Source organism: Rhodococcus cercidiphylli, from assembly GCF_033042225.1.
Classification (GTDB): Bacteria; Actinomycetota; Actinomycetes; order Mycobacteriales; family Mycobacteriaceae; genus Rhodococcoides.
The window spans coordinates 41,186-64,554 of sequence record NZ_JAWLKE010000011.1; the positions used below are offsets into that span (position 1 = coordinate 41,186).

A 23,369-nucleotide genomic window follows, 5' to 3' on the forward strand; every position below is an offset into this window, starting at 1 on the left:
CGCGTCGCAGTGGCTCGATTCTCGGTCAGCGACTTGAACCTACGAAGTCACGACCGGTGTCCATCGGGGCGTACTCGTCGTCGACTCGGTCGTCCGTGCCCGCTTCATCAATGCCTGGGCTCTGGTCGTGGCCGGGGTCGGTGGTGTGCGTGTGGTTGGCGGCGAGGGGGGTTGCGGTGCTGCGTTCGCTGGCGATGTTCTGCTGGACCTGTGTCCAGGTCTTGATGTGTCGAGAGACGGTCGAGGTGTGCAGCTCGAGGTGGCGGGCGATGTCACTCAACGACCAGTCGGGGTGCGCGAGGTAGAGGTCGACGCTGGTCCACACGGCGGGCTTGAGCAGGCCGTTATCGAGGTCCTCGTCTATCCCGGCGAGCGCCGATCCTGCTGTTGCGCTGTACTGTTCGCTCTCCACGCGATCGATTGGGTATTCGATGCGAACTGTCTCGGTGGCCGTATCGAAGGATTGGGAGGTCTCGATCGTGGTTGCGGCACGGCGGCGGGGTGCGCGGAGCACGACAGCGACGATCTCGCTCATCGTGAGGACCATCGCGGGCGCTAATGCTGCTATTGCCGCTGCGACGGCGGCGTTGAGGACGGTTGCGGTCAGGACGGCGTGATAGGCGTTGCCTGCGATGGACAGGATCGCCGAGACGGTCAGCACTGCCACGACGAGTCGCCGGCCTCTTTTGGTGGCGGCGTCGGTGTGTTGAGAGAGGGCGATCCGGATGACGGCGGCGGCGAGGATCGGGCCGTCGAGAGCGACGGGGATGACCCAGGCATCGGCCGGGTGGATGCCGGCCATGACGGCGAGGTCGAGCAGGGTGGAGAAGGAGAGCTTGAAGGATGCTGCGCCGACGACGATGGCGATGGCCAGGCCGGTGATCAGGGCACCGGTCAGGACGCGGGGGTGGATGTCGAGGGTGTCCTCGCTGGTGGGGTCGTGGTCGGGGGTATTAGCGTTGTTCATTGATCGCAGGTCCGTTCTGTGATCGACCGGCCCCGGCGGTGTTGGAGCACCGTCGGGGCCTTCGCGGTCGGATGATGTAATTCGGTGTGGCCACAGGTGCGCGAGGAGATCGCAGATCTCTGCGCTTCTGTTGCGCGGTCGGGGAAATGGACGTCGCGGCCGAAGTCATTGCATTACAACCGCTTCGGCGGGTGGGGTCTACCGCCTGGGCCGAGCAGGGCCAGCAGCCTTGGCATCGGCGGCGGTCCAGCCGTGCACGCCGGCTGGGCGGCACTCGTCGTGATAGACCGGATCGGCCGGCACCGAATTCGCTGGAGTCTCGGAGTGCCACTGGTCGCACCAGGCGCACTGTGCGACCACCCGTTCGGCGGTCATGAAGTCGCCTCGGCGGCAAGGCCGAACTGAGCGCCACCGGTCGTGTCGGTGGTGTGGCGATTGGCGTGGGTGCTCATTGTGTGTCAGCTCCTGGCGGTTGTGGCGCGGGGTGTGGGTGCTCCGTCGCGTTGCTCGCGGGCCCGAATGAGGGCGGCGTAGACTGCTGATCGGCTCAGGCCGTACAGCTCCATGAGTTTCACGGCACCGAACTCGCCGGATTCGTAGTCCTTGAGGATGCGTTCGTGTTGCAGTGCAGTGAGTTTGGGCTTGCGTCCGGTCATCCGGCCCTGCTCTTTAGCGATCGCGACGCCCTCACGGGTGCGTGCGCGAGTCAGGTCGGCCTCGAACTCGGCCATCGCGCCGAGAACAGTGAAGAACATCTTGCTCGACGGATCACCTGGACTGTAGACCTGGCCACCGTAGATCAACCGTGCACCTTTGGCATCGAGCTCGGTGACGATCGCATTGAGGTCGGTCACCGACCGACCGAGTCTGTCGAGCTTGGTGACCACCAAAGTGTCCCCCTCCCCCACTGCCGCGAGAGCTTCGGTGAGACCGGGCCGCTCGCGATTGCGCCCGGTGTATCCGCGGTCGGTGTAGATGTTGCCGGTGTCGACGCCCATCTTGCGAAGGGCTGTGCGCTGCGCTCGTAGATCCTGTCCTCGTGTGGAGCACCGGGCGTACCCGATCAGGTTTTCGTCCACCTGGAGCCCTTCGTCTCGGAATCTGCGATCAAACTGGGATTACTTGCAACACTATCTATCAAGACACCGACAGGCTGGTCCGAGCGTCGACCGATTCGGCTGTCAGTTTCAGAAGACGACTGCACTGTTTCAGAAGTGGACTGCACTACTCACCTCTCGCGACTGCTAGAGCGTCTCGTTCTTCCCTGGCGAGGGTGAGGTTGCTGTAGAGGGCGGATCGTTTCAATCCGGTGTTCTTGCAGAGTGTTTCGATCTTGAACTGACGAGTTTCGTACACCTGAAGCAGGTAGGCCCGCTCTTCCTGGGTAAGCGTATGGGGCCGTCCTTTCATCTTGCCGGCGGCTGCGGCTGCGGCGATGGCGTCGCGCGTGCGGGCTCGGATCAGGTCGGACTCGAATTCGGCCATCAGACCGAGCATGCCGATGAACATTTTGCCCATGGGATCCGCTGGGTCGTAAACCTTGCCGTCGATCAATAGTGCTACTCCCCTAGCGGCGAGGCGGTTCACGGTTTCGTGGAGGTCTCCGGCTGATCGGGAGAGTCTGTCGAGTTTGGTGACGCAGAATTCGTCGCCTTCGCGGCTGGCGTTGATGGCATTTTCGAGTCCGGGGCGTTTTGCCTGACGGCCGCTGACGGCATGGTCGATATAGACCCGGTCGCGTTCGACACCGATCTTGGCGAGCAGTCCAATTTGGACGGAGGTGTCCTGTCTGGCGGTGCTGCACCGCGCGTACCCGATTTTCATTCCCCTCCGGCCTGCTGAACTCGATCTGTCCAGTAGAGACTACGGGAAGCTGGACCAATCAAGTGGACACTTCCAGTGGACGGTTTGGCCGAGAGAACGTCGTGGTCAATCACTCCCAGTGGCCCGTTCGCACTCGTCCGGTATGACGATGGTCTAAACGCACACCCAAACCCGCAGGAAGCTTCTCAACCCGGACCCGCGAGACAAATCGCGATGAGCCTGCCGAGGTGATCTCAAGAAGCCCGAGCCGTGCGAGAGACCGTGGAGTGTAATTTCCGAGGCGGACGATTGACGGCACGCCACCGACGCGGCCTGTTTATGCACAACCCGACCAGTGCCCCCCGACGTCGATGACTGCCACGCTTCTGCTGTTGGCCGCCATTGGCAGAGTTGCAGCGGTCCGCGAGTAATCTGCAACGGAAATCCCGTGAGGAGAGGAAGCCCTATAAATGGAACCGCCACCAGGGTCGGGTTCGTTAAACCCCAAAACCGGTCGATACGAATCAGGCGAATGCTACTGGGACGGTCGAACCTGGCGGCGGATAGACGACCAGAAACATAAGAAGCCGCACAAGTGGCCGTTGACGACGCCTCAGTCAGTGGTTGCAGGTGCTGCGTTGGTAAGCGTGCTCCTCCTAGGAGTCGCTCTCGGCAACGCCGACAATAATGAGAACTCTACGCGCGCCATTCAGACGACCACACGCACGCTTCCGCCTTCGCCCCCGGGAGGTTCGGCTCCGAGTGGTGCCGAACGAGCGACCACCGTCCCAACCGTATCGCCCTCACCGGCCGCTGCGGTAACGACAGATCCGAACGCGGCTGCAATCGAAGCAAATCGCGTTGCTATGGATTCTCAACAGGCAGCGGCCGACGCTCAAGCAACACGGCTGGACCGACAAACTTACCCAGCAATCGGCGAACGCGAATTCGGCGTGTTGGTCCGCGATCCAGATGCCGAACGGGGAAGAAGAGTTGTCGTGTACGGGTATGTGACCCAGTTTGACTCGGTCACCGGGACCTCTATGTTTCGGGCAGACACCTCTGCAGTGGAAGGCAACCAGTGGTACGAGTTCGACCACAACACCATAGTGAACTTCGATCCGGTCATTGGACGCGAAATCATTGATGGCGATGTGGTGACGCTCTACGCAGAGGTCGCCGGAAGTCGGAGCTATGAAACCACATTGGGCACGAGCGAAACCGCGTTAGTACTCAAGGCCAACATGATTGACATCACGGGATAGCAACGGCCTCTCCGACTGGACGATTGATTACGAAGATGAGCGGCATGTCGGGGCGTGTTGCGCAGGACTCGACCGCAAAAGTGTCGTCGAGCCGCGCGATCAGGTTGGGCGCGATGCGAGAGTGCCAATTGTTGATGGCGTTGGCGATTCGATCCCACAATCCGTTCGCCGAGGGACCGATGTGCTCTCGGTCAGAGTAGCTGTCCGATGCACCCATTCGGTCGCGTGCGGTTGTCACGATGCCGAGCTCGATATGGACGCGGTGCGCACTCGCGTTCGGCGATGGTTGTCAGGGCAACGCACACCCACCACAGTTGCCCCTGACGTGTGTCGTCGTCACTCGCAGCCGACGCCGTCTCCGTCACCGTCGAACTCGGTACTGAATCCGGGGTCTCCAACTCGGATGGGGGCTGCACCGGCGGCGCGAACTGCGGCGCAGTTCGCGTAGATCACGCTCGCCAGCGCCGGTGCCATACCCACCGGCGCTGGCGCAGCGGGTTGCTGAGCTGGTGTCAGCGCGGGCGCTGACTCGGCGGGGCGGATTGAGGCGGTAGCGCCGCACTCCCCGAGTATGCGAACGATGGCATCGTATTCGGGCGGGGTGACCCAAAGTCCGTACGCGGCTTTGACCTCGACCTGCCGTGAGACGTAGGTACACCGGTACGGCTTGTTGCTCGGCAGCCATGTCGCGGCATCGCCGTCGCCTTTCTGCTGATTCGCCGGGCCGTCCACGGCCTGCAGATTGCGCGGGTCGTTCGCCAGATTCCGCAACGTGAGCTCGTCAAGCTGCTGCGCACCTGTCTGCCAGGCGTTGCTCAGAGCAACGACGTGATCGACCTGCACGGTCATCGAGGTATCGGCACCACGGATGAAGTCGATGGTGGCCCCGGTGTATTCGTCAACCAGGGTGCCTGTTTGTATTGCGCATCCGTTGGATCCCGGTTTCACAGTGATTGCGGTGAGATCCCGTCGAAGTACGTCGTTGCGGGTGTCGCAGCCGTTGCGGCCGTACTCAACGGTTACGTTGTCGGTCCAGGCCTGCCCGAACAGGTCGCGGTCGTAGCCGGTCTTCGGGGCTCGCCCCTTGATCGGCACGGTTGCCAGCATAGTCAGGGCTGTTTGTGCGCTGTCCGCGTTGGTGACCACCGCCGCGGCAGGTACGGATGGATCCACCGGTTCGGGTATGGCCGGCGGATCGACCGGAAGCGTGGGCGTGGCCTCGGTAGTAGCCGCTTCGCGTGAGGTGTCGATTGTCGTATCGGCGGCCGACGACGCAGCATCGGTTTGCGACGTTGCGTCCCTCTCCCCCGACGGATCCACGCAACCGACGACGAGCAGACCGGACAATGCCACTCCGGCGATCCACGGCCACGTCCGCACACTCTTCGATGCGGATGACATAGGCGGCGAACAGCCGGAAAAAGACACAGTGGTGCTCCAGGATCGTTGATGAACGAGTCGGGCGACATCGTAGTTGGGCAGCTGATCAGCAACCGACGCAGTGGAAGTATTCGGCGACGGCTACCGTTTCGCAGTTTCGAGTGCGATTAGCGAAGAACATCACTGCCAAGGAGGTAGCGGTTTCACCCGGAATGAGCCCACATCAGGCGGCCGTAGTCGGCAACAGACGAAAAAGCAGGGTATAGGACCTGGTCATCGACACGTCCCGATGCAAGCCGTTGTCCCACATGCACAGGCCCGAGAGTTGACAGGTCAGATATCGCCCGAGGCTGCTGCCCTGCAGAGTACCGTTACGCGCATGGGGAACAACTTTTACGGCGGCGTTCACCACCATTACCATGGTGGGACGAGAGGTGTTGAACGTCAACCCGATCCGCCGCCCGTCGACACGCGCTCTGTGTGGCGCCAACACCCTATCGTCGGGACGCTGACCTTCGCGATCATGGCCTTCATCGCCCTCGGTGTTGTCATCAACTTCTGGTATGTGTTCGTGCCGCTCGCCGTTGTCGGTGTCGGCGGCTATTTCGGAATCCAGCGGGCCAAGGCGCAGCGCGCAGAGAACGCGGCACTGTCGGCACGGGCACAGGCCGAGCACGAGGCGTACATGCGAGGGTCAGAGGTGGGAATGTTCGGACGGTTCCCGCCGGAGGTGTAACCGATTTGAGAATTCTCGGCGTCGCCTCCGGGGGAGCGGCTGAAACTTTAGCGTAGGTTGTCGTCGGGTTTTCTGTTGATCGTTTACCCGGTCAGTTGTCTTCAGTCCACGTGGTCACCAACTGGGTGGGCAATGGGGTGCTGCTCCCCGGTCGGAGTGCGCATTGTCGCTATGAGCACCGACTGTGTCCGGAGACTTCAGACCACCGATCGAACACGCCTGAACGAAGCCGTGCCGGGAGGACGCGTGCGGTTTCTAACTGGGTGCGCTGGCAACGTAATGGGATGGCATCTCGGTAGGTTGGCGTCGCGGCGGGTCCGGCGCACTCTGTCAGCTATCTGGAGGGGTGGGAGTATCCCAGATTCCCGCATACATCTCGGCTACCAACGGCCACACCTGGCGAAGACCGTCCTCGACGGAGTCGACGACGGTGGCGAGGTCGCCGAAGATCACGAACTCGTGGGGAATCACACGGCCAGCCGAGTCTCGGCGTCCGAGCGGATCCTCGATGCGAAGCGCAACATGTCCATCCTGGCGGTGCCACGCAGTCAGCGCGTCTCCAGCGTCGTCGAAAGCACGTTCGTAGTCCGGGAGCGGGTCGCCGAGTCCGGCGTCGAGAAGAAAACGAAAACCCCAATTACGGCCCCGAGTGGACCAGATGATGTCCGAGGGTCCGGAACTGGTGCTCACTTCGGGTTCCTGATCACCTTGTCGTCGACGCCCTGCTCGAGGTCCAACTTGAACTGCGTCAGTGTCGCTCGCAGGTAGTCGTGCTGAGCGCGGGCCTGCGCGTTCATCTCCCTGAGTTTCGGTCCCACCAACCGCGCCGCGTCCGCCAGGATGGGCAGCGCGACGGCGGCGATCTTTCTTGCCTTTCCGCCCTTACCTGGGTTGACCAGTGCTAGAAGCTTTTCGATCGCCGCAAATTTTTCACCCGTCAGGCCTGCTGCCAGCAACTCTGCGCCGTCGGCGAGCGAGTCGAGCACTTTGCCAGGAATGTCGTGCTTCTCCTGCCATTGCACACGACGCTGAAGCGGAAGAATCGACGCCACCGGAAGGACGAGATCGAGACCGATACGCCGGGTCAAGTCGATGTCGAGCGTCTGTGGACCAGTGGACTCGCGCTCGAACTTGGCGGAGGACAGCAGCAAGAAGTCTTCCCCGATGGACAGGGCAGCGGGGGTGTCGATGAGTTCGGCGATGGTCGATCGGAGCTGTTCGATGTCTGCTGCTGCATTGACGATGATCAGATCGCGGGAAGTGTCGACGTCCCAGTCCGGGAACAGATCGGCTTTCGAGAGCGCCAGGATCCACACCCGAGGGAACTCGACGATAGGCCCGTCCTCGAGCAAGTCGTCCTTGATTCGTAAGAGCCCCTGACGAAAGCTGAACATCAACGACTTCAGGTACAGCTCTTCGTCGCCTCGGTGGTCGAGTAATTTCTGTCCGTCGACCAGCAGGAAAGCGACGTCGGACCGAAGTAGAGAACGGAAGGTGTCGGTGCGCCGCTCGCGCTCCGTCGCGCTGCTGGGCTCGGTTTCGAACCATTCGCCTGGATAGTCGTGCCATGCGAGTCGGAGGACGTCGAAGGGCCGCTTCTTGGCTGCGTCGGTGTCTGCGCCTTTGAGTTTCACCGAGAAGTAATGAGTCGTCGCCTTGTATCGGTCTTGTTTCGGTGCCGTCGCGAGGTCCCGCATGCGGAGGTAGTTCCTGTAGAGCCGATGCCCTTGGCCGATGTCGTCGGCAACAAGGTCCCAGAGATCGTTCGCGTATCCCCCATCCTGCGTCGGTCCGAAAAAAGACGACAACAAAACAGTCTTGCCCGAACCACTCTCGCCGAACACGGCGATGTGTTGCTCTCGAACCCTGGGAAATTTGGCCATGGCAGGGAAGGTACAACACACGGCGTGAGCGCCTCCGCTGCGACAAGAGACCGCAGGTGAAACGTGCAAGCAGTGCCGTCACCTTCGAACCCAGAGCTGCACCTCCTCGGCCGCAACCTACCGGTCTCAGGCACATCGACGACTTTGAAAATCGATGGACGCATGATCAGCCAAGAGGGTTCATCTGCTTCAATTCCGTCATGACCGATCCGGTAGACATCACAACGACAACACCCACCGTTGGTGACACAGTCCAAGTGCGACGCCTAGAAGGCGGCTTCGTTACCGGGACCGTAGTCGAGGACTTCGCCGACTACTTGCTGACCGTCCCCGTCGCCGGCCGAGACTGGGCGATGCCCCATCGATGGGCCGTCGCAACGAACAGCGGAACGCTGATCTTCGCCGACGACGCCGACATCATCGAGCACCACAAATCCGAACCGTCGACGACAACGGCGACACCGAACGACGTAAGCCACAAGACCTGACCGGTGGACATCTACCCAATTCTGGTTGCCTCGGTCATCGGGTCCGCGGCCGTACTGGGCATTGTCATACCAGTCCTGCTGGTCATGACGATCATCGACATCACGCGGGCGCTGCGAAACCGCACCGAAGGTTCCCCAAGCCAACCCCCGGCGTCAGCACGAAGAGCAGCCGACTTCTGACACTGACAAACGTCATCGACACTACTGATCCTCGCGTTGATCGCCCTCGCTGGCGGGAAGTCGATTCACGTCGCGATCACCGTAGGAATCACCCCATTCCCACACGCCACTGAGGGCATCGCGAACTTCGCTACAGCCCGGACGACGGTGTAGGCGCGTGGTAAGCGTGGGCGTACTCACGGAGTCGATCACGGACATCGTCGTCCAGGTCCGGGCCGCCCGGCAGATTCAAGGCCCACCACAACCGGCGCCGATACTCCGCACCCGAAATTCCGAACGCGACGAAGATGTCTTCATCGTCGGCACCACCGTACGGTTCCCAGCGCACCGCGAACCCCACAAAAGTCTCTGCCGACCGCTCGTCCGTCATGCCGACAATTCTCGCCGACCTATCGACCGTCCACACACTCCCACCGCAGCCCCGACAACCCGAGACCTGCGATGCCCCGATTGTGCACTCCACTTCTGCACTCAGATTGTCAGAAGACGGCTGCAATCACTGGTGAAATCCCAGCAAATCGTGCAGCCCACTTCTGAAACTGACACCTGTCAGTTTCAGGAGTCGCGTTCACTGTGTCAGAAGTCGAATGCACTGAGCGCCAGCAATTGATGTGGGTTCGGCTCCTACTCCGGCTCGTCGGCGTTAGTGTTGCCTATGGGCATGTCGAAAGTGGTACCTGCGCTGCCGGTACGAGACATCGACACCGCTGTAGAGATATACGTCCGCGCGTTCGGCTTCACGACCCGGTACACCGACCCGACTTTCGCGAGACTTACCCGCGACGACGTCGAGATCCACTTGTGGGCCGCCGACGACGACAGCTGGAATACCCGTTCAGACCCTGCGGCATGGCCGGTATGCAGCGGAGCCGAGACGTTCCTTGCCGGCACAGCCAGCTGCCGCATCGCCGTGGACGAGATCAACGACCTTTACGCCGAGATGTCCCGCGCGGGAGTGCTCCATCCCGCAGACGCGGGTCGTCCCGTCTCGACGGACTGGGGAACGACGGAGTTCGCAGCTGTCGACACCGACGGCAATCTGATCACTTTCCATACCGATGAAAAAAGCCAACACGAGCCCACCACGGCAGGCAACGGCGCACCCTGACCGCACCCTCGAGCAGAAACTCGATGACCCGGACGTCCGTCGACGCGCTACGCGTGGTCATCGTCCTGAAATAAGCGCATGCTGGACTTGTCCACCCGCGCGCAGTCAGGCGACGGTCAGATAGATCAACGCGACATTGAGTGCGACGACGATTCCCGCGATGAGCCATGCCGCGTATGCCGTGATCCGGTGATTGACATCGCCGCCCATCAGGATGCGGTCCGAGGTGAACCGCACCAAGGGAATGAGCGCGAACGGAATACCGAAGGACAGGACGACTTGTGAGACGACCAGTGCCCGACTGGGGTCGACCCCCGCGGCCAGAATTGCCAGTGCGGGAACAAGTGTCACCAGTCGTCGCACCAGAATCGGAATGCGCTGACGTAGTAGGCCGTCCATGATCATCGCGCCGGCGTATGCCCCGACCGATGTCGATGCCAGGCCCGAGGCCAGCAGGCCCACCGCGAACAGCAGCGCTACCACCGGCCCCAGAGTGTCTCCTACTGCTGTGTGAGCTCCTTCGATGGAATCGACGCCCTCTCGGCCTCCCAGCGTCGAGGCCGCCAACAGCAGCATCGACATGTTCACTGCACCGGCCAGCAGCATCGCCAACCCGACATCGATCCGGGTGATCCGCAACAACCGCTGCCGGACAGGCCCTGCCTCGGGGTGTCCGTGCCGGTCACGTGCAAGGCCGGAGTGCAGATAGACCGCGTGCGGCATGATCGTCGCACCGAGCATAGCGGCGGCTATCAATACGCTTTCCGCGCCGTCGAACCGCGGAATCAACCCGGCGGCAGCGGCGGTGAACGATGGCGGTTCCACGACGACGCTGGCAAGAAATCCGACGGCGATGACACCGAGTAGACCGAGAATCACGAACTCGAACGGGCGCTGGCCCCGGCGATCCTGGACCAGCAACAAGATCATCGATACGGCTCCGGTGATGAGGCCGCCGATCAGGAGCGGCAGGTCGAAGAGCAAGTAAAGAGCGATCGCACCGCCGACGATCTCTGCGAGGTCGGTCGCCATGGCGACCACTTCTGCTTGCCCCCAATATGCCAGTCGCACACTCTTGCTCGACTTCTCGCGGACCACTTCGGGCAGTGTCATTCCGGTGACGATGCCGAGTTTGGCGGAGAGGAACTGCACGAGGCCGGCCATCACGTTCGCGGCGACGATCACCCAGACCAGCAGGTACCCGAACTGCGCGCCGGCGCTGACGTTGGAGGCGACATTGCCGGGGTCGACGTAGGCGATCGCGGCGACGAAAGCAGGACCGAGCAGAACGAGGCCAGACCGAAACCTCGAGGGCGGCCGAGACGATCGGCGCTGCAGCACAGACATGACCACACCCTCCGGCACCAACAATATGTCAGAACCCTGAAAATATAGTTCGGCCTCCCGAACAATGCAATGCGGCGTGGCGGTTCGGCGACATCACGATCAGATGGGCAGGATCACTGCACTGACGAATTCGTTGCGGATCCAGGCGATGAACAACCCCCACACCCCGGTCAGCAGTGCGATGCCGACGGCGATCATGATGACACCGCCCGCCACCTTGATCCTCTGAGAGTTCCTCCGAAGCCACCCCACACCGCGCATCGCCGAACTCGAACCGAACGCAAGAACGACGAACGGTAGGCCGAGTCCCAGGCAGTACGCGACGATGAGAGTGACCCCGCGGGCTGCGGTTGCACCTTCGGTGCCTGCCGCCACGGACAGCACGCCGGCAAGGGTCGGACCCAGGCACGGCGTCCAGCCGAGCGCGAACACCCCACCGAGCAGCGGCGCTCCTGCAAGGGACGAGATCTGCCGGGGTGCGAATCGGGTGTCGCGTTGCAGTGCGGGTATCAACCCGATGAACGCCGCACCCATGATGATCGTGATGACCCCGCCCACGCGTTGGAGTACTTGCTCGTTGATGCGCAAGGTGCCGATGACTCCGAAGACCGAGGCTGTGGCGAGGACGAAGACGATGGTGAACCCGGCGACGAACAACGACGCTGCACCGGCCACACGCCAGCGATTCACGAGACCCGTCGACGACGTACCGGCGGTCGCGGTGCTGGGTGTCCGGGCATCGGCTGACTGAGCCTCGCAGGCCGATTGGGTGCCGCGGGCTGATTGGGCGTCGCGGGCTGATTGGGCGTCGGCGCCGGCGATGCCTGCCAGGTAGGACAGGTATCCCGGCACCAGCGGCACCACGCACGGTGAGGCGAACGAGACCAACCCGGCGAGCATGCATGCCGCGATCGCCAGCAGTAGGGGCCCACTCGATGCCGCGTTCTGGAACGTCGACCCGATGTCTTGGGCGAGAAGAGTCGTCATTCCGCGGCTATCCGTTCGACGACGGGAAGCAGGTCTTCGGTGAGCAGGGCTCGCATGAAGACCGCGGCCACCCGGTGCTGGCGATCGAGTACCAGCGTCGAGGGAATGACGCTGGTCGGATAGTTCCCGCCGAGGGCGATCAGCGTCCGCATCGAGGGGTCGTAGATCGAAGGGTAAGTGACGTTGTTGTCGACCACGAAGTCCTGCGCTTTGTCCTTCTGCGGATCTCGGACATTGATACCGAGGAACTGCACACCGCGCTCACGGGTGGCCTCGTAGACCTCTTCGAGGTCGTCGGCTTCGCCGCGGCAGGGGCCACACCATTGACCCCAGAGATTGATCACGACGACCTTTCCGTCGTAGTCCGCCAGAGCGGTCGTCTTGCCCTCCTCCATCAGATCGGGGCCGGCGAGCTCGCCTATGGTTCCGCGTGTTTCGGGAGGGTCGTAGACGATGTCGGTTCGGCCACCGGGCGCGACGAAGTCGAAGCTCCCGCCGGACGGTGCAGCGTCGGCACCAGCGGAGCATCCGGAGATCAGTAGTACGACGGCAAGAATCGATCCGATTGCCGCGGTGGGCGTGCCGCCTTGTCGTCGAGTACCGACCCACACGGGTAGGAAACGTGTCATGAGGTGAAGTCCTTTATTGCAGTGCGGATCTGGTCTGTCGTCTCGAACACTGTCGGGTCGGTGATGCGCTCGATCGTTCCGTCCGGGCGGACGAGAAAACTCAGGGGAAGGACCGGCGGTGCCGAGAGCGCGTCCTGGACGCTGCCGCCGTCGATGTAGTTCGGATAGCGGATGCCCAGTTGCGTGAGCAGCGCGGCCGCGTCCGCGGGTCGGTCCTCGACGTTGATTCCGATGACTGGGATCGCGTCGGGTTCTGCGGCGTAGGCATCGACTACGGGCATCTCGGTGCGGCACGGGCCGCACCAGGATGCCCACAGGTTGATCAGCGTCACCTCGCTGCCGAGAACGTCGACGAGATCGACATCGTCGGCACTGCCGATGCAGCGCGCCATCACTCCCGCCAGCGGCCCACCTTCGTGTGGCACCGGCTGCGGACACAGCGGTAGCGCTGTTGCTCGTGCCGCGTCATCCGGCGGGCGGGACAGTGTGGGTTCGGGTCCGACCGGCGCGACATTGTTGGCGATGACGTCGGATGGGCCGCCCTCGACGCCACCGGAGCGGGGCCACAGTGCGACGATCGATGCAACGACAACGACGAGCATGACGATCGACCAGCCGCGCGTCATCGCCGTGACCTTCTTTCTCGAGAGATCGGCAGAGGGGCGAACGGTACGTCGCGGATCATAGGAGCGTGGACCAGTACGACCAGAAACGCTGCGCGATCAGGGCGATGAGGACGAGAAACCACACGGTCAGCGCAATCGAGTGATTGCGCATCAACACTCCCGCCCACTGCCGCCGGCCCGCACTCGGAGCCCCGCGGTCGAGGTTGCGCAGCGTGACGTACCAGAAGATCGGTACGGTGACCGCCCACACCGCCATGCAGTACGGGCACAGCGCGCCGATGTCGTAGAGGCTCTGCACGATCAGCCAGTGCACGAAGACCGCAGCAGCAGTGACACCGACCTGCAGTGCACTCCAGAACCACTGCGCGAACACGGCTCCGGCGAGCAGGGCGGCACCCACTGCCGCCACGACGGCGAAGCCCGCGATCCCGAGAAGGGAATTGGGAAATCCGAACGCAGACGCCTGCGGGGTGTCCATCACCGATCCGCAGTTGAGTACCGGATTGATACTGCAGGTCGGGGCGTAGGCGGGATCGAGCGCAAGGGCGAACTTCTCTACCGTGAGTACGAACGCGGCGGCCAGTCCGATCACGCCTCCTACCAGCAGCAGCCAGGGCAGGCTTCGGGCGAACGGTCCGCTGCGTCGGGTGAGAGCGGCTGCGCGGTCAGCCGAGTGCAGCGTCGAGGGCATCGGTGAGGTCTCCGTAGGTGGTGGGTTCGATCTTGGTGCCGTTGAGGAAGAACGTCGGGGTGCCCTGGACGCCGAGCGCGATCCCGTCGGCGACGTCGGCCTCGATGCGTTCGAGCGTCGCAGGGTCGGTGTAAGCGGCATCGAAGGCGCTCATGTCGAGTCCTTGCTCGACGGCGAAGCTCCGAAACAACTCGTCCTGCGGAACCTGCTGTTCGCCCCACTGCGCCTGCGTCTCGTACATGCGCTGATACATGTCCTCGAAGCCGCCCTGCTGTGCTGCGGCTTCGACAGCGCGTGCGGCGCGTTCGGCATTGAAGTGCGAGGCGATGGGAAAGTAGCGGGCCACGAAGCTCACCCGGTCGCCGTACTCCTCACGCAATTGTTCGATCGCTGGGTAGACAGACCGGCAGGCCTCGCACTCGAAGTCGAGGAACTCCACGAACGTGACCCGGCCGTCGGGCACCGAGTTCAACCGATGACTGTTCTCGCGCACCGCGATCGAGGCAGGGTCGGCGGCGGCCTGCTCGGCGGCGGCAGCATCCGGCGTGCCCGATCGGTCCACCACCAGAAATACAGCCAACGCGGCGGCGAACACGACCACCAGGGACAGGGAAATCTTCAACGCTCGGCTCATACAACTACCTTCTCGACTCGTTCGGACTGATCAACGGGCCCGATATGGGCGTTTCGACCCGTTGTGAGACTAACAATCGTACGAACGTCGACCGAAAGGTCTTCCCTGACGATCGCATGATTGTTAGATTGTGCCCATGGCCTTGGAACCTTTGGACTCGTGCGATCTGTTGTGTATGGACCTCCCTCACGCCGAGAGGGTGCGCGCAGCCTTGCCTGCTCTCGGCGATATCGAACCGGTCGCCGACGCTGCCCGAGCTTTCGGTGACCCCACCCGACTGACCATCGCGCTCGCGTTGAACGCCGGCGGGCAGATGTGCGGCTGCGATGTTGCGTGGATCGTGGGACAGAGCCAGAAGCTGGTCTCCCACCATCTCCGCAAACTCAAAGCCGCGGACGCCGTCACATCGAACAGAGAGGGAAAGTTGGTCATGTATTCGCTCACCGATCGCGGCGCCCGACTGCTCTCGATACTGACCGAGCCACTGGCCACCGCCTCGGCCACCGCTGATCTCACCGGGGTCGATCATGGCTGACGCGTGCTGCGGACCGACCCCCGCTGCGCCGACCACCGAACCGGCCGCCGACGGTACGGGCACGGCAGGTCCGGCTCCGACCGACGTACCCCAGAGGTTGTGGCAGGTCCGCGAGCTGCAACTCGCATCGGTAGCCGCGATCATCCTCGCCGCATCGTGGTTGCTCGGTCGAACGGGTGCCGATGCGGTCGCGACCGTCGGCGGTCTGATCGCTGCCGCGATCGCGGCCGTCACCTTCGTTCCCGCGACGGTGAGAAATCTGCGACACGGCCGCATCGGTGTCGGCACGCTGATGACGATCGCGCTCCTCGGTGCCATCGCATTGGGCCAGATCCCCGAGGCCGCGATGCTCGGCATCCTGTTTTCCGTCGCCGAGGGACTCGAGGAGTACGCGGTCACCAAGACCCGCCGCGGACTACGCGCACTTCTGTCCTTGGTGCCGCCGACAGTGTCGGTCCTGCGCGGTGGAACCGAGCAGGCCCTGCCCCCCGACGATGTCGTGATCGGGGACACCATGGTGCTGCGACCGGGCGAGCGAGCTGCCACGGACGGCACCATCGCACGCGGTTCGACGAATCTGGACGTGTCCGCGATCACCGGCGAGTCCGTGCCCATCGAAGCCGGTGTCGGCGACGAGGTGCATGCCGGTGCCATCAACGGCGGCGGAGCCATCGAGATCACCGTCACCGCGCCGGCATCGGAGAGTTCGCTTGCGCGCATCGTCCGCATCGTCGAACAGGCCCAGGACCGCAAAGGGGCCGGCCAGCGGCTCGCGGACCGGATCGCACGTCCCCTCGTGCCTTCGATCATGATTCTCGCCGCCCTCGTCGCCGGCGTCGGTGCGGTGCTCGGTGACCCCATGTTGTGGCTCGAACGCGCACTGGTGGTCCTGGTCGCGGCATCACCGTGCGCGTTGGCCATCTCGGTGCCGCTGTCGGTGGTGGCGGCGATCGGGGCTGCGAGCCGCAACGGGGCATTGATCAAAGGCGGTGCAGCAGTAGAAGAGCTGGGCCGCATCCGCGTCGTCGCCGTGGACAAGACCGGCACCCTCACCGCAGGACGACCGGAGGTCGTCGACGTCGTCACCGCTGCGGGAATCGGCCGCGACGCCGCGCTGGCCGTTGCTGCTGCGCTCGAAGCGCGCAGCGAGCATCCACTCGCCCGCGCCATCCTCGCTTCCGTATCGACCGTCGCGGCAGCCGATGATGTCACTGCCATCGCCGGACACGGCCTGACCGGCACCCTCGACGGAGCCGCGATCAGGCTCGGGAAACCGAGCTGGTTCGACACCCACCCCAGCTCCGAGGAGTTCCGCGCCGACGTCGCTCGTCTCCAAAGCAGCGGTGCCACAGTCGTTCTCGTCGAACGCGCCGGAGTCCTGATCGCTGCGATCGCCGTCCGCGACGAACTGCGGCCCGAGGCCGCCGAGGCTGTCCGCCAACTCACCGCGCTCGGTATCGACACTGCGATGCTCACCGGCGACAACGCACTCACTGCGCAGGCCCTGGCGACCCAGGCGGGTATCACCGCCGTCCACGCCGAACTACTGCCCGAGGACAAAGCGGCCCTGCTCGCCGACATCGCGGCCGGACGCAAGATTGCCATGGTCGGCGACGGCATCAACGACGCTCCCGCCTTGGCGACCGCAGATGTCGGTATCGCCATGGGCGCAATGGGAACCGACGTTGCCATCGAGACCGCCGATGTTGCCCTCATGGGGGAAGACCTCCGGCATCTACCGCAGGTGCTGGCCCACGCTCGGCATGCCCGCGGCATCATGGTCCAGAACATCGCCCTGTCGATCGCGATCATCGGCGTGCTCGTCCCACTGGCTGCCACCGGCGTCCTCGGTTTGGCGACTGTGGTGCTCGTCCACGAACTCGCCGAAGTCCTGGTGATCGCCAATGCGATTCGTGCCGCCCGCACCACACCGTTGGACGGGTTCGTCCCACCGCCTACGGCATCCGGTGCCCTCAATGTCACGATCGCACCCGCAGCGGCCTTCGAGGATGCCTGCTGCGCTCCGGCCCCGACGCCGAGGAACGCTGCGCCTCTCGCATCTGGGAACCTACTGGCCGCCACCACCGCACCGTCACCCTCGGCGATCGGAGCAGACGACGGCAGCAGCTCCGGGTGCTCGGATGGATGTACCTGCTGCACATCGACTCCCGCGCGAAGCGAACTCGGTCAGGGAAGGTAGAGACCTGCGGGCGGTGATCGGACTGCATGCAGGCTCTACGGGATCGACATGACCCCAGCAGCAGCGGCATCGACAACAGAGGTGCGCTGGCACCACCTCGAACGAACACACATCCTCTCGCAGCACTATCCGTGATTGCATGCTCTCAACCACGCCGCGATGGTGAAAGCTGCGGCGGTAGAACATGATCGGCGCGAATCCTGGGGTCAGGTGATCCGGATCGTGATCGCTGCTCCAGGATCGTGGTCGGGGCGATACCCGGCCGGTAACACCGGCCGGGTCGAGGCGGGACCGATGTCGCCGATGCCCATTCCGCAGGACCGTACGGACGCGCTGAGAGGCAGATAGCGGTCATCAGTTCAGGCCTGCGTAGGAGTGCAGGCCGGAGACGACCATGTTGATGATGAACAGATTGAACAGCATCGCCACGAATCCGGCGATGTTGATCCATGCTGCGCGGGTGTTGCGCCACCCGCTGGTGGCGCGGGCGTGCAGGTAGGAGGCGTAGACGATCCAGGTGATGAAGGAGACCGTTTCTTTCGGATCCCAGCCCCAGAACCGGCCCCACGCGGCTTCGGCCCAGATAGCGCCGAGGATGACGCCGACGCCGAAGAGCGGGAAGGCGAAGATCGTGGTCTTGTAGGCCACGATGTCCAGTGTCTGCGCGGAGGGCAGGCGGGCTGCGATCCGGCTCACGCGGCTGCCCGAGTCCTCGGGATGCTTCATGCGGATCAGGAACAGTATGCTCGCAACCCCGGAGATCAGGAACACCCCGCTGCCGAGCGAGACGATGGAGACGTGCACCGGCAGCCAGTACGACTGCAGTGCCGGTACCACCGGTGCTGCGTCGGCGTACAGCACGGTGCCGGCGACGAACAGCAGGATCAACGTCGGCACCAGAACGAACAACCACAGGGTGCGTAGCTGCGTCGAGCGCAGCACCACCAGTGCAGCGACTACACCTGCTGCGCAGGTGACCGAGACGAATTCGTACATGTTGCCCCACGGCGGCCTGCCGGTGGCGATCCCGCGAAGGATGATCGACCCGATATGCAGGGTCAGTGCCACCATCACCAGCCCGAGTCCGCTACGCCCGAAACGTTCGGATGGAACTCGCCGGGGTGCGTCGGGAATGCGTCCGGGCGTCGTCGACGTGGCAGCAATGATCCGAGCACGAAGTCGCTCCGTATTGTGCAGTTCCGCGCTACGGGTCGTTGCGAGCTGTGCGAGGAATGCGATCGCGGCGAGGAGATAGACCACGAAGGCGGTCTCGAAGCTGATGTCGCTCCACCGGGCGAGGGTGTCGTCGATCGGCATGGTGCTACACCGTTTCTCTGTCGTGGTTCTCGGACGGGCTCTGCGTGTGCGGCCAGATCTTCAACCGAAGGGTCTGGAATTCCGGTCCCCAGCCGGCGTGATCGGTGCGAGCCAGGCCACCCATGTCCACTGGCGAGAGACCGCGCTCGCCGGGGTGGACCCGGAACCAGACACGGCGACGTGTGATGACCAGGGACACCAGTAGTCCGGTCATCATCGTGACCGCGAACACGAGCACCCACCGCTGCGCGGGGTCGTATCCGACCTGGAGGTTCGCGAATTCCTTGGCACCGTCGAACCGGACGACGGTGCCGTCGGAGAGGGTCGTCGATTCTCCGGGCCGCAGGTTGACCCGGTCCTGCTTGACCAGCCGGCCCTGGTTGATCATCTCCTGGTCCAGGGAGAAGATCGACTGCGGGATGCCGGTGTCGAGACCGGTGTCGCCTTTGTAGATGTCCACTGCCACCGCGGGATCGACCAGTTCCGGGAAGCGGGAGGAGAGCAGGTTGCCGTTGAATTGCGCGGTGGGCGCGAAGAGTCCTTCGATGGCGATCTGCCCTCGGCGGCGCTCCTCGGCGGTGGCGTAGGTCCCCCCGGGTGGGTCGAATCGCAGCGCGCCGCTGCTGAGGAACGTGGTGGCGTCGTCGGGGCGGAACTGCAGCGCTTCGGTGCGGGTCTGGCCGTCGGGGAAGGTGACGGTGAACTCGGGGGCGTAGCCGTGTCCGGTGAGGTAGATGCGTTCGTCGCCGAGCCGGAGGGGTTCGTTGACTTTGAGTTGATAGTCGCGCCAGGTGTCGGCGGCGATGTCGTCGGCGCTCTGGTAGGAGATGTTCGAGGTGAACATCTCGGCCTGACCGTTCTCGAGGTAGTCGGCGGTGAAATCTCTGACCCGGATACAGAACGGCTCGAGTCCGGTGCCGTCGGTGCTGTTGCCGGCGCGAAAGGAGTCGTAGATCGCGGGCGAGGTGTTGCAGAAACCGGGCCCGTTGTCGGCGATGACGATGACCGAGCCTTCGTAGCCGAACAGTTTGCCGATCGCGATGGCCGCGAGCAGACCGATCAGCGAGAAGTGAAACAGCAGGTTCCCGGCCTCGCGGGTGTAGCCCTTCTCCGCCGAGAGAGTCAGTGCCCCATCGGGCTCGGGTCGAACGGCGGTACGCCACCCTTTCAAGTGCCGCGCGATGTCGGCGATCACCTTCTCGGGGTCACCGGCGAGGGTGCCCGAATGATGCAACGGTAGTCGAGTGAGGTTTCGCGGTACTCGAACAGGTTGTGCGCGAAGAGCTTTGCCGTGCTCGATCAACCGGGGAGTCAGACAGCCGATCAGCGACACGAACAACAGGACGTAGATCGCGGTGAACCAGGAACTCGCGAACACGTCGAACAATTCCAGCGTGTCCATCACCGGCCCGAGAACCGGACGCGCGGCAATGAAAGAATCGACGGCCTGGGTATTGAGATTGCGCTGCGGCAGCAAAGCGCCGGGGACAGCTGCGGCGGCGAGGAGGAACAGCAGCACCAACGCTGTCCGCATCGACGTCAGTTGTCGCCACCGGTTGCGCAGCATCGCCACTGTTCTGCGCACCAGTCCCGGCGAGTGCGCACGGGGGTGTTCGTCGATCGTCATCTCCGCACGCCCTTCACCGACCACCATCTAAATACTACGCGACATAGTAGTTTGCGGGGTTCGGTGTGATGGAGCGTGGTCGGCGCAGCAGCGAGAACGCCAGTGCTGCACCAGCGCCGGTGGCGGCAATCCATTCCGGAACGCTGCCGGTGATCGTCGCCGGGGTGAGGGTGGTGCTCAGTGACACCTCGGTGACGACAGCTGCGGGGGTGAACAGCTCCGTGCGCTCGACGACCTCCCCGCGTGCATCGATGACGGCGCTGACGCCGCTGGTGGCCGACACGACGACGCTGCGCCCGTGTTCGACCGCTCGTACCCGCGACATGGCGAGTTGTTGATAGGTCATGTTCGTCCGACCGAAAGTGGCGTTGTTGGTGGGCACTGCGATCAGCTGGGCACCGGCGCGCACGGAGTCGGTGAGCAACGAGTCGAAGGCGACCTCGTAGCAGGTGGCCACCGCGACGTGCACTCCGGCGAGGTCGAGGACGCCGTTGCCCTGGCCCGGGGTGAAGTTTCCTGCCTGGGCGGCATAGGGAGAGAGTGCGGTGACGATCGTGCGCATCGGCAGGTACTCCCCGAACGGCACCAGTTGCCGCTTGTCGTGCCTCTGCCCGGGCCCGGTGACGGGATCCCACACGATCGAGGTGTTGCTCGTGGTGCCGTCGTCTCGGCGGAGAACCGTGCCGACGAGTACGGGGACTCCGACGGCGCGGGCCGCGGCGTCGATACGTGCGGCGGCGTCGGGGTTGCGCAGGGGATCGATGTCGGAGGAGTTCTCCGGCCAGATGACCAGGTCGGGTGCGCGTACGCGGCCGGAGTCGATGTCGGCGGCGAGCTCGATGGTGCGCTGAACATGGTTGTCGAGAACCGCGCGTCGTTGGGCGTTGAAGTCGAGACCGAGACGCGGGACGTTGCCTTGCACCAAGGCGACGGTGACCGTGTCCTGCTGCGGCGGAGCGAACAGTGGAGCCACCATCGTGAGCGCCCCTACAGCAGTGGCCACACCGATGCACGACGCTGCTGCAGTTCTGCGGGTGATGCGACCGGAGGCAACGACGCCGGCCAGAGCGGACCCGATCAGCACCACGACGAACGACAACCCCGGCGCGCCGATCACCGCAGCCAGAGGCAGCAGCGGCCCGTCGGATTGACCGAATGCGATGCGGCCCCAAGGGAAGCCGCCGAACGGGACCCGAGATCGTGCCGCTTCCATCGCCACCCAGGCGCTCGCCACCCAGACCGGCGCCCACGGCAGTCGGGACATCCGATCCGCTACCGCACCGAACAGTGCCACGAAGAGTGCTTGAACGACGGACAGCGCCAGCCACGGCACCGATCCGACGTACTCCCCCACCCACGGCAGCAGAGGCACGAAGAACGCCGAGCCGGCGACGAAGCCGTAGCCGGCCCCCGCACGCGCCCCTCGCCCGCGCACAGCCAACAGCAGCATTGCAAGTGCTACCGGAGCGAGAAACCACAGATCGATGGGCGGGAATGTGGCATACAACATCAGCCCGGATGAGGCGGCGGCGAGGAGCCGGATCCACGCGCGGACTCCGTTGCTGCCGGTCACCCACCGCGCCCGGCTCGGGTCGTAGACGAGAGGTCGAGGCCCGGGCTCGATGCCGGGAGCCGATCTCATGACGGCACGCGCGTGCAGCCGGTACCGGAGGAGCCTCTGCCGTTCATCAACTACTATGGTGCATAGTATTTTATGTGATGGCAACTCTGCGGCGGTGACCGATCCCCTTCCGTCGACACCCAGCACCTGTCCGAGATACACACCCGAGAACGAGGATCCGTGAACCGCTCGCCCACCACGTCTCCCACGCGGCTGCGTGCTTACGCAGTGACTCTCGTGCTGACATTGGTCGCTACCGCGCTGACCGTCGACTACTGGGCGCAAGAAGCATTGGTCGGCTCTCCGATCCCACTACCGATCCTCGAATTGCGGCTCGCCTTCAACCGCGGAATGGCCTTCAGTCTGGGCAATTCGCTGCCCCTATGGGTGATCGTGTCGGTCACGGCGACGATCACCGCCGGGGTCGCGGCCTACGGATGGCACAGCGCTCGGCACGGGGAGCAGTGGACCACGGTGGCGCTGGCGTTGATCCTCGCCGGCGCGCTGTCCAACGTTCTGGACCGGCTTGTCGACGGTGCGGTCACGGACTACTTTCACACCGGTTGGTGGCCGACATTCAACCTCGCCGACATCTACATCACCTGCGGGGTGGTGCTGATGATCGGGGCGGCACTGGCACGCGAGAGGGCACAAGGGTTGCCCCTCTGCCCGCAGTGCCCGACAGCGCCGGATCGTGAACGTGCATGAGATATCTCGGCGTTCGAATCGAATGCCCTGCAGTGCACATACATTCGCGACAGGACAATCATGCTGATCCGCTCGAACAGTGAGGGTGATCGACACCGGAACTGCTCGAAACATAGTCGACTACAACCACCGACACGCGATCGTCGCCTCTCGCTCACCGAGGCGTACCGAGGGGAGCCTGCTGTATGAGCGAGGACATCCCGGCGCTACCGCGCCGTATTTTTCTCGCTACGAGCTGCGCTACAGCGTGCCTGACTGCCGCCGGATGCAGCGTCGGCGAAGCCCCGTCCGGTGAGGACACCGCTTCCGACGGTCCCGTCACCTTGTCGGTGAACGATGTTCCTGTCGGCGGTGGAATCGTGCTCGCCGACCGGCAGGTCGTCGTCACCCAACCGGAACCCGGTATCTTCCGGGCCTTCTCGGCTATCTGTTCTCACCGAGGGTGCACAGTGAACCGAGTTCGCAACGGCACGATCGAGTGCCCCTGCCACAACAGTGCGTTCTCGATCACCGACGGGGCGGTCATGCGCAGCCCCGCCACCGAGCCACTGCCGAACCGTGCCGTGACCAGAACCGTCGATACCCTCACCGTCGACTGATCCATCACCGGGCGCGAACATGCGAGGTGGACGGGTTC

At 63.9% G+C, this 23,369-nt stretch carries 24 protein-coding genes and 1 pseudogene; 9 read left to right on the plus strand and 16 right to left on the minus strand.

What is annotated here, in order from left to right; all coding sequences use genetic code 11:
- Positions 1 to 25 precede the first annotated feature (25 nt).
- The 3 genes from R3P95_RS23340 to R3P95_RS23350 all read right to left on the minus strand — a co-directional run bounded on the left by R3P95_RS23340 (position 26) and on the right by R3P95_RS23350 (position 2,791).
- Positions 26 to 967 (minus strand): DUF2637 domain-containing protein, encoded by a 942-nt coding sequence (locus R3P95_RS23340; RefSeq protein WP_052053084.1) that lies wholly within the window; start codon positions 965 to 967, stop codon positions 26 to 28.
- Between the two features lie 458 nt (positions 968 to 1,425).
- Positions 1,426 to 2,046 carry a recombinase family protein gene (locus R3P95_RS23345; protein ID WP_032390479.1) on the minus strand — a complete coding sequence of 207 codons (621 nt, stop codon included), beginning with the start codon at positions 2,044 to 2,046 and terminating at the stop codon, positions 1,426 to 1,428.
- 145 nt (positions 2,047 to 2,191) lie between these two features.
- Positions 2,192 to 2,791 carry a recombinase family protein gene (locus R3P95_RS23350; RefSeq protein WP_094689029.1) on the minus strand — a complete coding sequence of 200 codons (600 nt, stop codon included), beginning with the start codon at positions 2,789 to 2,791 and terminating at the stop codon, positions 2,192 to 2,194.
- A gap of 845 nt (positions 2,792 to 3,636) precedes the next feature.
- Here R3P95_RS23350 and R3P95_RS23355 point away from each other — a divergent pair.
- Entirely contained in the window at positions 3,637 to 4,035 is a 399-nt protein-coding gene (locus R3P95_RS23355; protein ID WP_094689030.1) for a hypothetical protein, read from the plus strand.
- A 336-nt stretch (positions 4,036 to 4,371) separates the two neighbouring features.
- Here R3P95_RS23355 and R3P95_RS23360 read toward each other — a convergent pair whose 3' ends face one another.
- Positions 4,372 to 5,436, minus strand: a complete 1,065-nt coding sequence (locus R3P95_RS23360) for a GmrSD restriction endonuclease domain-containing protein (RefSeq protein WP_243610800.1) — start codon at positions 5,434 to 5,436, stop codon at positions 4,372 to 4,374.
- 502 nt (positions 5,437 to 5,938) lie between these two features.
- On the opposite strand from R3P95_RS23360, the gene R3P95_RS23365 reads away from it, so the two are divergent.
- Positions 5,939 to 6,151, plus strand: coding sequence for a hypothetical protein (locus R3P95_RS23365; RefSeq protein ID WP_243610801.1), 213 nt, complete (start codon positions 5,939 to 5,941; stop codon positions 6,149 to 6,151).
- A 330-nt stretch (positions 6,152 to 6,481) separates the two neighbouring features.
- Here the strand turns inward: R3P95_RS23365 and R3P95_RS23370 are convergent, their stop codons facing one another.
- Positions 6,482 to 6,841 carry a hypothetical protein gene (locus R3P95_RS23370; protein WP_094689034.1) on the minus strand — a complete coding sequence of 120 codons (360 nt, stop codon included), beginning with the start codon at positions 6,839 to 6,841 and terminating at the stop codon, positions 6,482 to 6,484.
- Entirely contained in the window at positions 6,838 to 8,034 is a 1,197-nt protein-coding gene (locus R3P95_RS23375) for a TRAFAC clade GTPase domain-containing protein (RefSeq protein ID WP_317549668.1), read from the minus strand. The genes R3P95_RS23370 and R3P95_RS23375 overlap by 4 nt, the downstream gene beginning before the upstream one ends.
- 200 nt (positions 8,035 to 8,234) lie before the next feature.
- Here R3P95_RS23375 and R3P95_RS23380 point away from each other — a divergent pair, with 200 nt between their 5' ends.
- On the plus strand, positions 8,235 to 8,522 hold the full coding sequence (locus R3P95_RS23380) for a hypothetical protein (RefSeq protein ID WP_143545972.1): 288 nt from the start codon (positions 8,235 to 8,237) through the stop codon (positions 8,520 to 8,522).
- Positions 8,523 to 8,832: 310 nt separating this feature from the next.
- On the opposite strand, the gene R3P95_RS23385 is transcribed toward R3P95_RS23380, so the two are convergent.
- Complete coding sequence (locus R3P95_RS23385) at positions 8,833 to 9,072, minus strand: hypothetical protein (RefSeq protein WP_094689037.1); 240 nt, start codon at positions 9,070 to 9,072, stop codon at positions 8,833 to 8,835.
- A 291-nt stretch (positions 9,073 to 9,363) separates the two neighbouring features.
- Here R3P95_RS23385 and R3P95_RS23390 point away from each other — a divergent pair, with 291 nt between their 5' ends.
- Entirely contained in the window at positions 9,364 to 9,810 is a 447-nt protein-coding gene (locus R3P95_RS23390; RefSeq protein WP_197077431.1) for a bleomycin resistance protein, read from the plus strand.
- A 105-nt stretch (positions 9,811 to 9,915) separates the two neighbouring features.
- Here R3P95_RS23390 and R3P95_RS23395 read toward each other — a convergent pair whose 3' ends face one another.
- The 6 genes from R3P95_RS23395 to R3P95_RS23420 form a co-directional block, all read right to left on the minus strand.
- Entirely contained in the window at positions 9,916 to 11,157 is a 1,242-nt protein-coding gene (locus tag R3P95_RS23395) for an Nramp family divalent metal transporter (protein ID WP_008720147.1), read from the minus strand.
- A gap of 99 nt (positions 11,158 to 11,256) precedes the next feature.
- The gene (locus R3P95_RS23400; protein ID WP_032373339.1) at positions 11,257 to 12,144 is read right to left on the minus strand and encodes a cytochrome c biogenesis CcdA family protein; all 888 of its coding nucleotides are present in this window, start codon (positions 12,142 to 12,144) and stop codon (positions 11,257 to 11,259) included.
- Complete coding sequence (locus tag R3P95_RS23405) at positions 12,141 to 12,773, minus strand: TlpA disulfide reductase family protein (RefSeq protein ID WP_080733221.1); 633 nt, start codon at positions 12,771 to 12,773, stop codon at positions 12,141 to 12,143. The genes R3P95_RS23400 and R3P95_RS23405 overlap by 4 nt, the downstream gene beginning before the upstream one ends.
- On the minus strand, positions 12,770 to 13,399 hold the full coding sequence (locus R3P95_RS23410; RefSeq protein ID WP_008720130.1) for a TlpA family protein disulfide reductase: 630 nt from the start codon (positions 13,397 to 13,399) through the stop codon (positions 12,770 to 12,772). The genes R3P95_RS23405 and R3P95_RS23410 overlap by 4 nt, the downstream gene beginning before the upstream one ends.
- A 55-nt stretch (positions 13,400 to 13,454) precedes the next feature.
- Positions 13,455 to 14,090 (minus strand): vitamin K epoxide reductase family protein, encoded by a 636-nt coding sequence (locus R3P95_RS23415; RefSeq protein WP_008720128.1) that lies wholly within the window; start codon positions 14,088 to 14,090, stop codon positions 13,455 to 13,457.
- Positions 14,065 to 14,724: a DsbA family protein gene (locus R3P95_RS23420; RefSeq protein WP_008720127.1), complete on the minus strand. Its 660-nt coding sequence runs from the start codon at positions 14,722 to 14,724 to the stop codon at positions 14,065 to 14,067. Before R3P95_RS23420 ends, R3P95_RS23415 begins: the two co-directional genes overlap by 26 nt.
- A 136-nt stretch (positions 14,725 to 14,860) precedes the next feature.
- Between R3P95_RS23420 and R3P95_RS23425 the strand changes: the two genes are divergently transcribed.
- The 3 genes and pseudogenes from R3P95_RS23425 (at position 14,861) to R3P95_RS23435 (ending at position 17,807) form a co-directional block, all read left to right on the plus strand.
- Positions 14,861 to 15,259 (plus strand): ArsR/SmtB family transcription factor, encoded by a 399-nt coding sequence (locus R3P95_RS23425; RefSeq protein ID WP_032373340.1) that lies wholly within the window; start codon positions 14,861 to 14,863, stop codon positions 15,257 to 15,259.
- Positions 15,252 to 17,459 (plus strand): heavy metal translocating P-type ATPase, encoded by a 2,208-nt coding sequence (locus R3P95_RS23430; protein ID WP_032373341.1) that lies wholly within the window; start codon positions 15,252 to 15,254, stop codon positions 17,457 to 17,459. The genes R3P95_RS23425 and R3P95_RS23430 overlap by 8 nt, the downstream gene beginning before the upstream one ends.
- A 48-nt stretch (positions 17,460 to 17,507) precedes the next feature.
- Positions 17,508 to 17,807: pseudogene (locus R3P95_RS23435) on the plus strand (DUF3703 domain-containing protein).
- 6 nt (positions 17,808 to 17,813) lie between these two features.
- Here the strand turns inward: R3P95_RS23435 and ccsB are convergent.
- Genes ccsB through lnt form a run of 3 tightly spaced genes read right to left on the minus strand, consistent with a single transcriptional unit; the run spans position 17,814 to position 21,913 of the window.
- Positions 17,814 to 18,776: a c-type cytochrome biogenesis protein CcsB gene (gene ccsB, locus R3P95_RS23440; protein WP_032373342.1), complete on the minus strand. Its 963-nt coding sequence runs from the start codon at positions 18,774 to 18,776 to the stop codon at positions 17,814 to 17,816.
- A gap of 4 nt (positions 18,777 to 18,780) precedes the next feature.
- Positions 18,781 to 20,403 carry a cytochrome c biogenesis protein ResB gene (gene resB / locus R3P95_RS23445; RefSeq protein ID WP_045841170.1) on the minus strand — a complete coding sequence of 541 codons (1,623 nt, stop codon included), beginning with the start codon at positions 20,401 to 20,403 and terminating at the stop codon, positions 18,781 to 18,783.
- A 34-nt stretch (positions 20,404 to 20,437) separates the two neighbouring features.
- Entirely contained in the window at positions 20,438 to 21,913 is a 1,476-nt protein-coding gene (gene lnt, locus R3P95_RS23450) for an apolipoprotein N-acyltransferase (protein WP_228139423.1), read from the minus strand.
- A gap of 291 nt (positions 21,914 to 22,204) precedes the next feature.
- Between lnt and lspA the strand changes: the two genes are divergently transcribed.
- Positions 22,205 to 22,732 (plus strand): signal peptidase II, encoded by a 528-nt coding sequence (lspA, locus tag R3P95_RS23455; protein ID WP_052061206.1) that lies wholly within the window; start codon positions 22,205 to 22,207, stop codon positions 22,730 to 22,732.
- 185 nt (positions 22,733 to 22,917) lie between these two features.
- The gene (locus R3P95_RS23460; RefSeq protein ID WP_008720941.1) at positions 22,918 to 23,331 is read left to right on the plus strand and encodes a Rieske (2Fe-2S) protein; all 414 of its coding nucleotides are present in this window, start codon (positions 22,918 to 22,920) and stop codon (positions 23,329 to 23,331) included.
- The last annotated feature ends 38 nt before the right edge of the window (positions 23,332 to 23,369 follow it).

What these genes read in the sequence shown, in the direction of transcription:
- R3P95_RS23340 (WP_052053084.1), bottom strand. Translation starts at nt 967, where the DNA reads ATGAACAACGCTAATACCCCCGACCACGACCCCACCAGCGAGGACACC.
- R3P95_RS23350 (WP_094689029.1), bottom strand. Translation starts at nt 2,791, where the DNA reads ATGAAAATCGGGTACGCGCGGTGCAGCACCGCCAGACAGGACACCTCC.
- R3P95_RS23355 (WP_094689030.1), top strand. Translation starts at nt 3,637, where the DNA reads ATGGATTCTCAACAGGCAGCGGCCGACGCTCAAGCAACACGGCTGGAC.
- R3P95_RS23360 (WP_243610800.1), bottom strand. Translation starts at nt 5,436, where the DNA reads ATGTCATCCGCATCGAAGAGTGTGCGGACGTGGCCGTGGATCGCCGGA.
- R3P95_RS23365 (WP_243610801.1), top strand. Translation starts at nt 5,939, where the DNA reads ATGGCCTTCATCGCCCTCGGTGTTGTCATCAACTTCTGGTATGTGTTC.
- R3P95_RS23375 (WP_317549668.1), bottom strand. Translation starts at nt 8,034, where the DNA reads ATGGCCAAATTTCCCAGGGTTCGAGAGCAACACATCGCCGTGTTCGGC.
- R3P95_RS23380 (WP_143545972.1), top strand. Translation starts at nt 8,235, where the DNA reads ATGACCGATCCGGTAGACATCACAACGACAACACCCACCGTTGGTGAC.
- R3P95_RS23385 (WP_094689037.1), bottom strand. Translation starts at nt 9,072, where the DNA reads ATGACGGACGAGCGGTCGGCAGAGACTTTTGTGGGGTTCGCGGTGCGC.
- R3P95_RS23390 (WP_197077431.1), top strand. Translation starts at nt 9,364, where the DNA reads ATGTCGAAAGTGGTACCTGCGCTGCCGGTACGAGACATCGACACCGCT.
- R3P95_RS23395 (WP_008720147.1), bottom strand. Translation starts at nt 11,157, where the DNA reads ATGTCTGTGCTGCAGCGCCGATCGTCTCGGCCGCCCTCGAGGTTTCGG.
- R3P95_RS23400 (WP_032373339.1), bottom strand. Translation starts at nt 12,144, where the DNA reads ATGACGACTCTTCTCGCCCAAGACATCGGGTCGACGTTCCAGAACGCG.
- R3P95_RS23405 (WP_080733221.1), bottom strand. Translation starts at nt 12,773, where the DNA reads ATGACACGTTTCCTACCCGTGTGGGTCGGTACTCGACGACAAGGCGGC.
- R3P95_RS23410 (WP_008720130.1), bottom strand. Translation starts at nt 13,399, where the DNA reads ATGACGCGCGGCTGGTCGATCGTCATGCTCGTCGTTGTCGTTGCATCG.
- R3P95_RS23415 (WP_008720128.1), bottom strand. Translation starts at nt 14,090, where the DNA reads ATGCCCTCGACGCTGCACTCGGCTGACCGCGCAGCCGCTCTCACCCGA.
- R3P95_RS23420 (WP_008720127.1), bottom strand. Translation starts at nt 14,724, where the DNA reads ATGAGCCGAGCGTTGAAGATTTCCCTGTCCCTGGTGGTCGTGTTCGCC.
- R3P95_RS23425 (WP_032373340.1), top strand. Translation starts at nt 14,861, where the DNA reads ATGGCCTTGGAACCTTTGGACTCGTGCGATCTGTTGTGTATGGACCTC.
- R3P95_RS23430 (WP_032373341.1), top strand. Translation starts at nt 15,252, where the DNA reads ATGGCTGACGCGTGCTGCGGACCGACCCCCGCTGCGCCGACCACCGAA.
- ccsB (WP_032373342.1), bottom strand. Translation starts at nt 18,776, where the DNA reads ATGCCGATCGACGACACCCTCGCCCGGTGGAGCGACATCAGCTTCGAG.
- resB (WP_045841170.1), bottom strand. Translation starts at nt 20,403, where the DNA reads ATGACGATCGACGAACACCCCCGTGCGCACTCGCCGGGACTGGTGCGC.
- lnt (WP_228139423.1), bottom strand. Translation starts at nt 21,913, where the DNA reads ATGTTGTATGCCACATTCCCGCCCATCGATCTGTGGTTTCTCGCTCCG.
- R3P95_RS23460 (WP_008720941.1), top strand. Translation starts at nt 22,918, where the DNA reads ATGAGCGAGGACATCCCGGCGCTACCGCGCCGTATTTTTCTCGCTACG.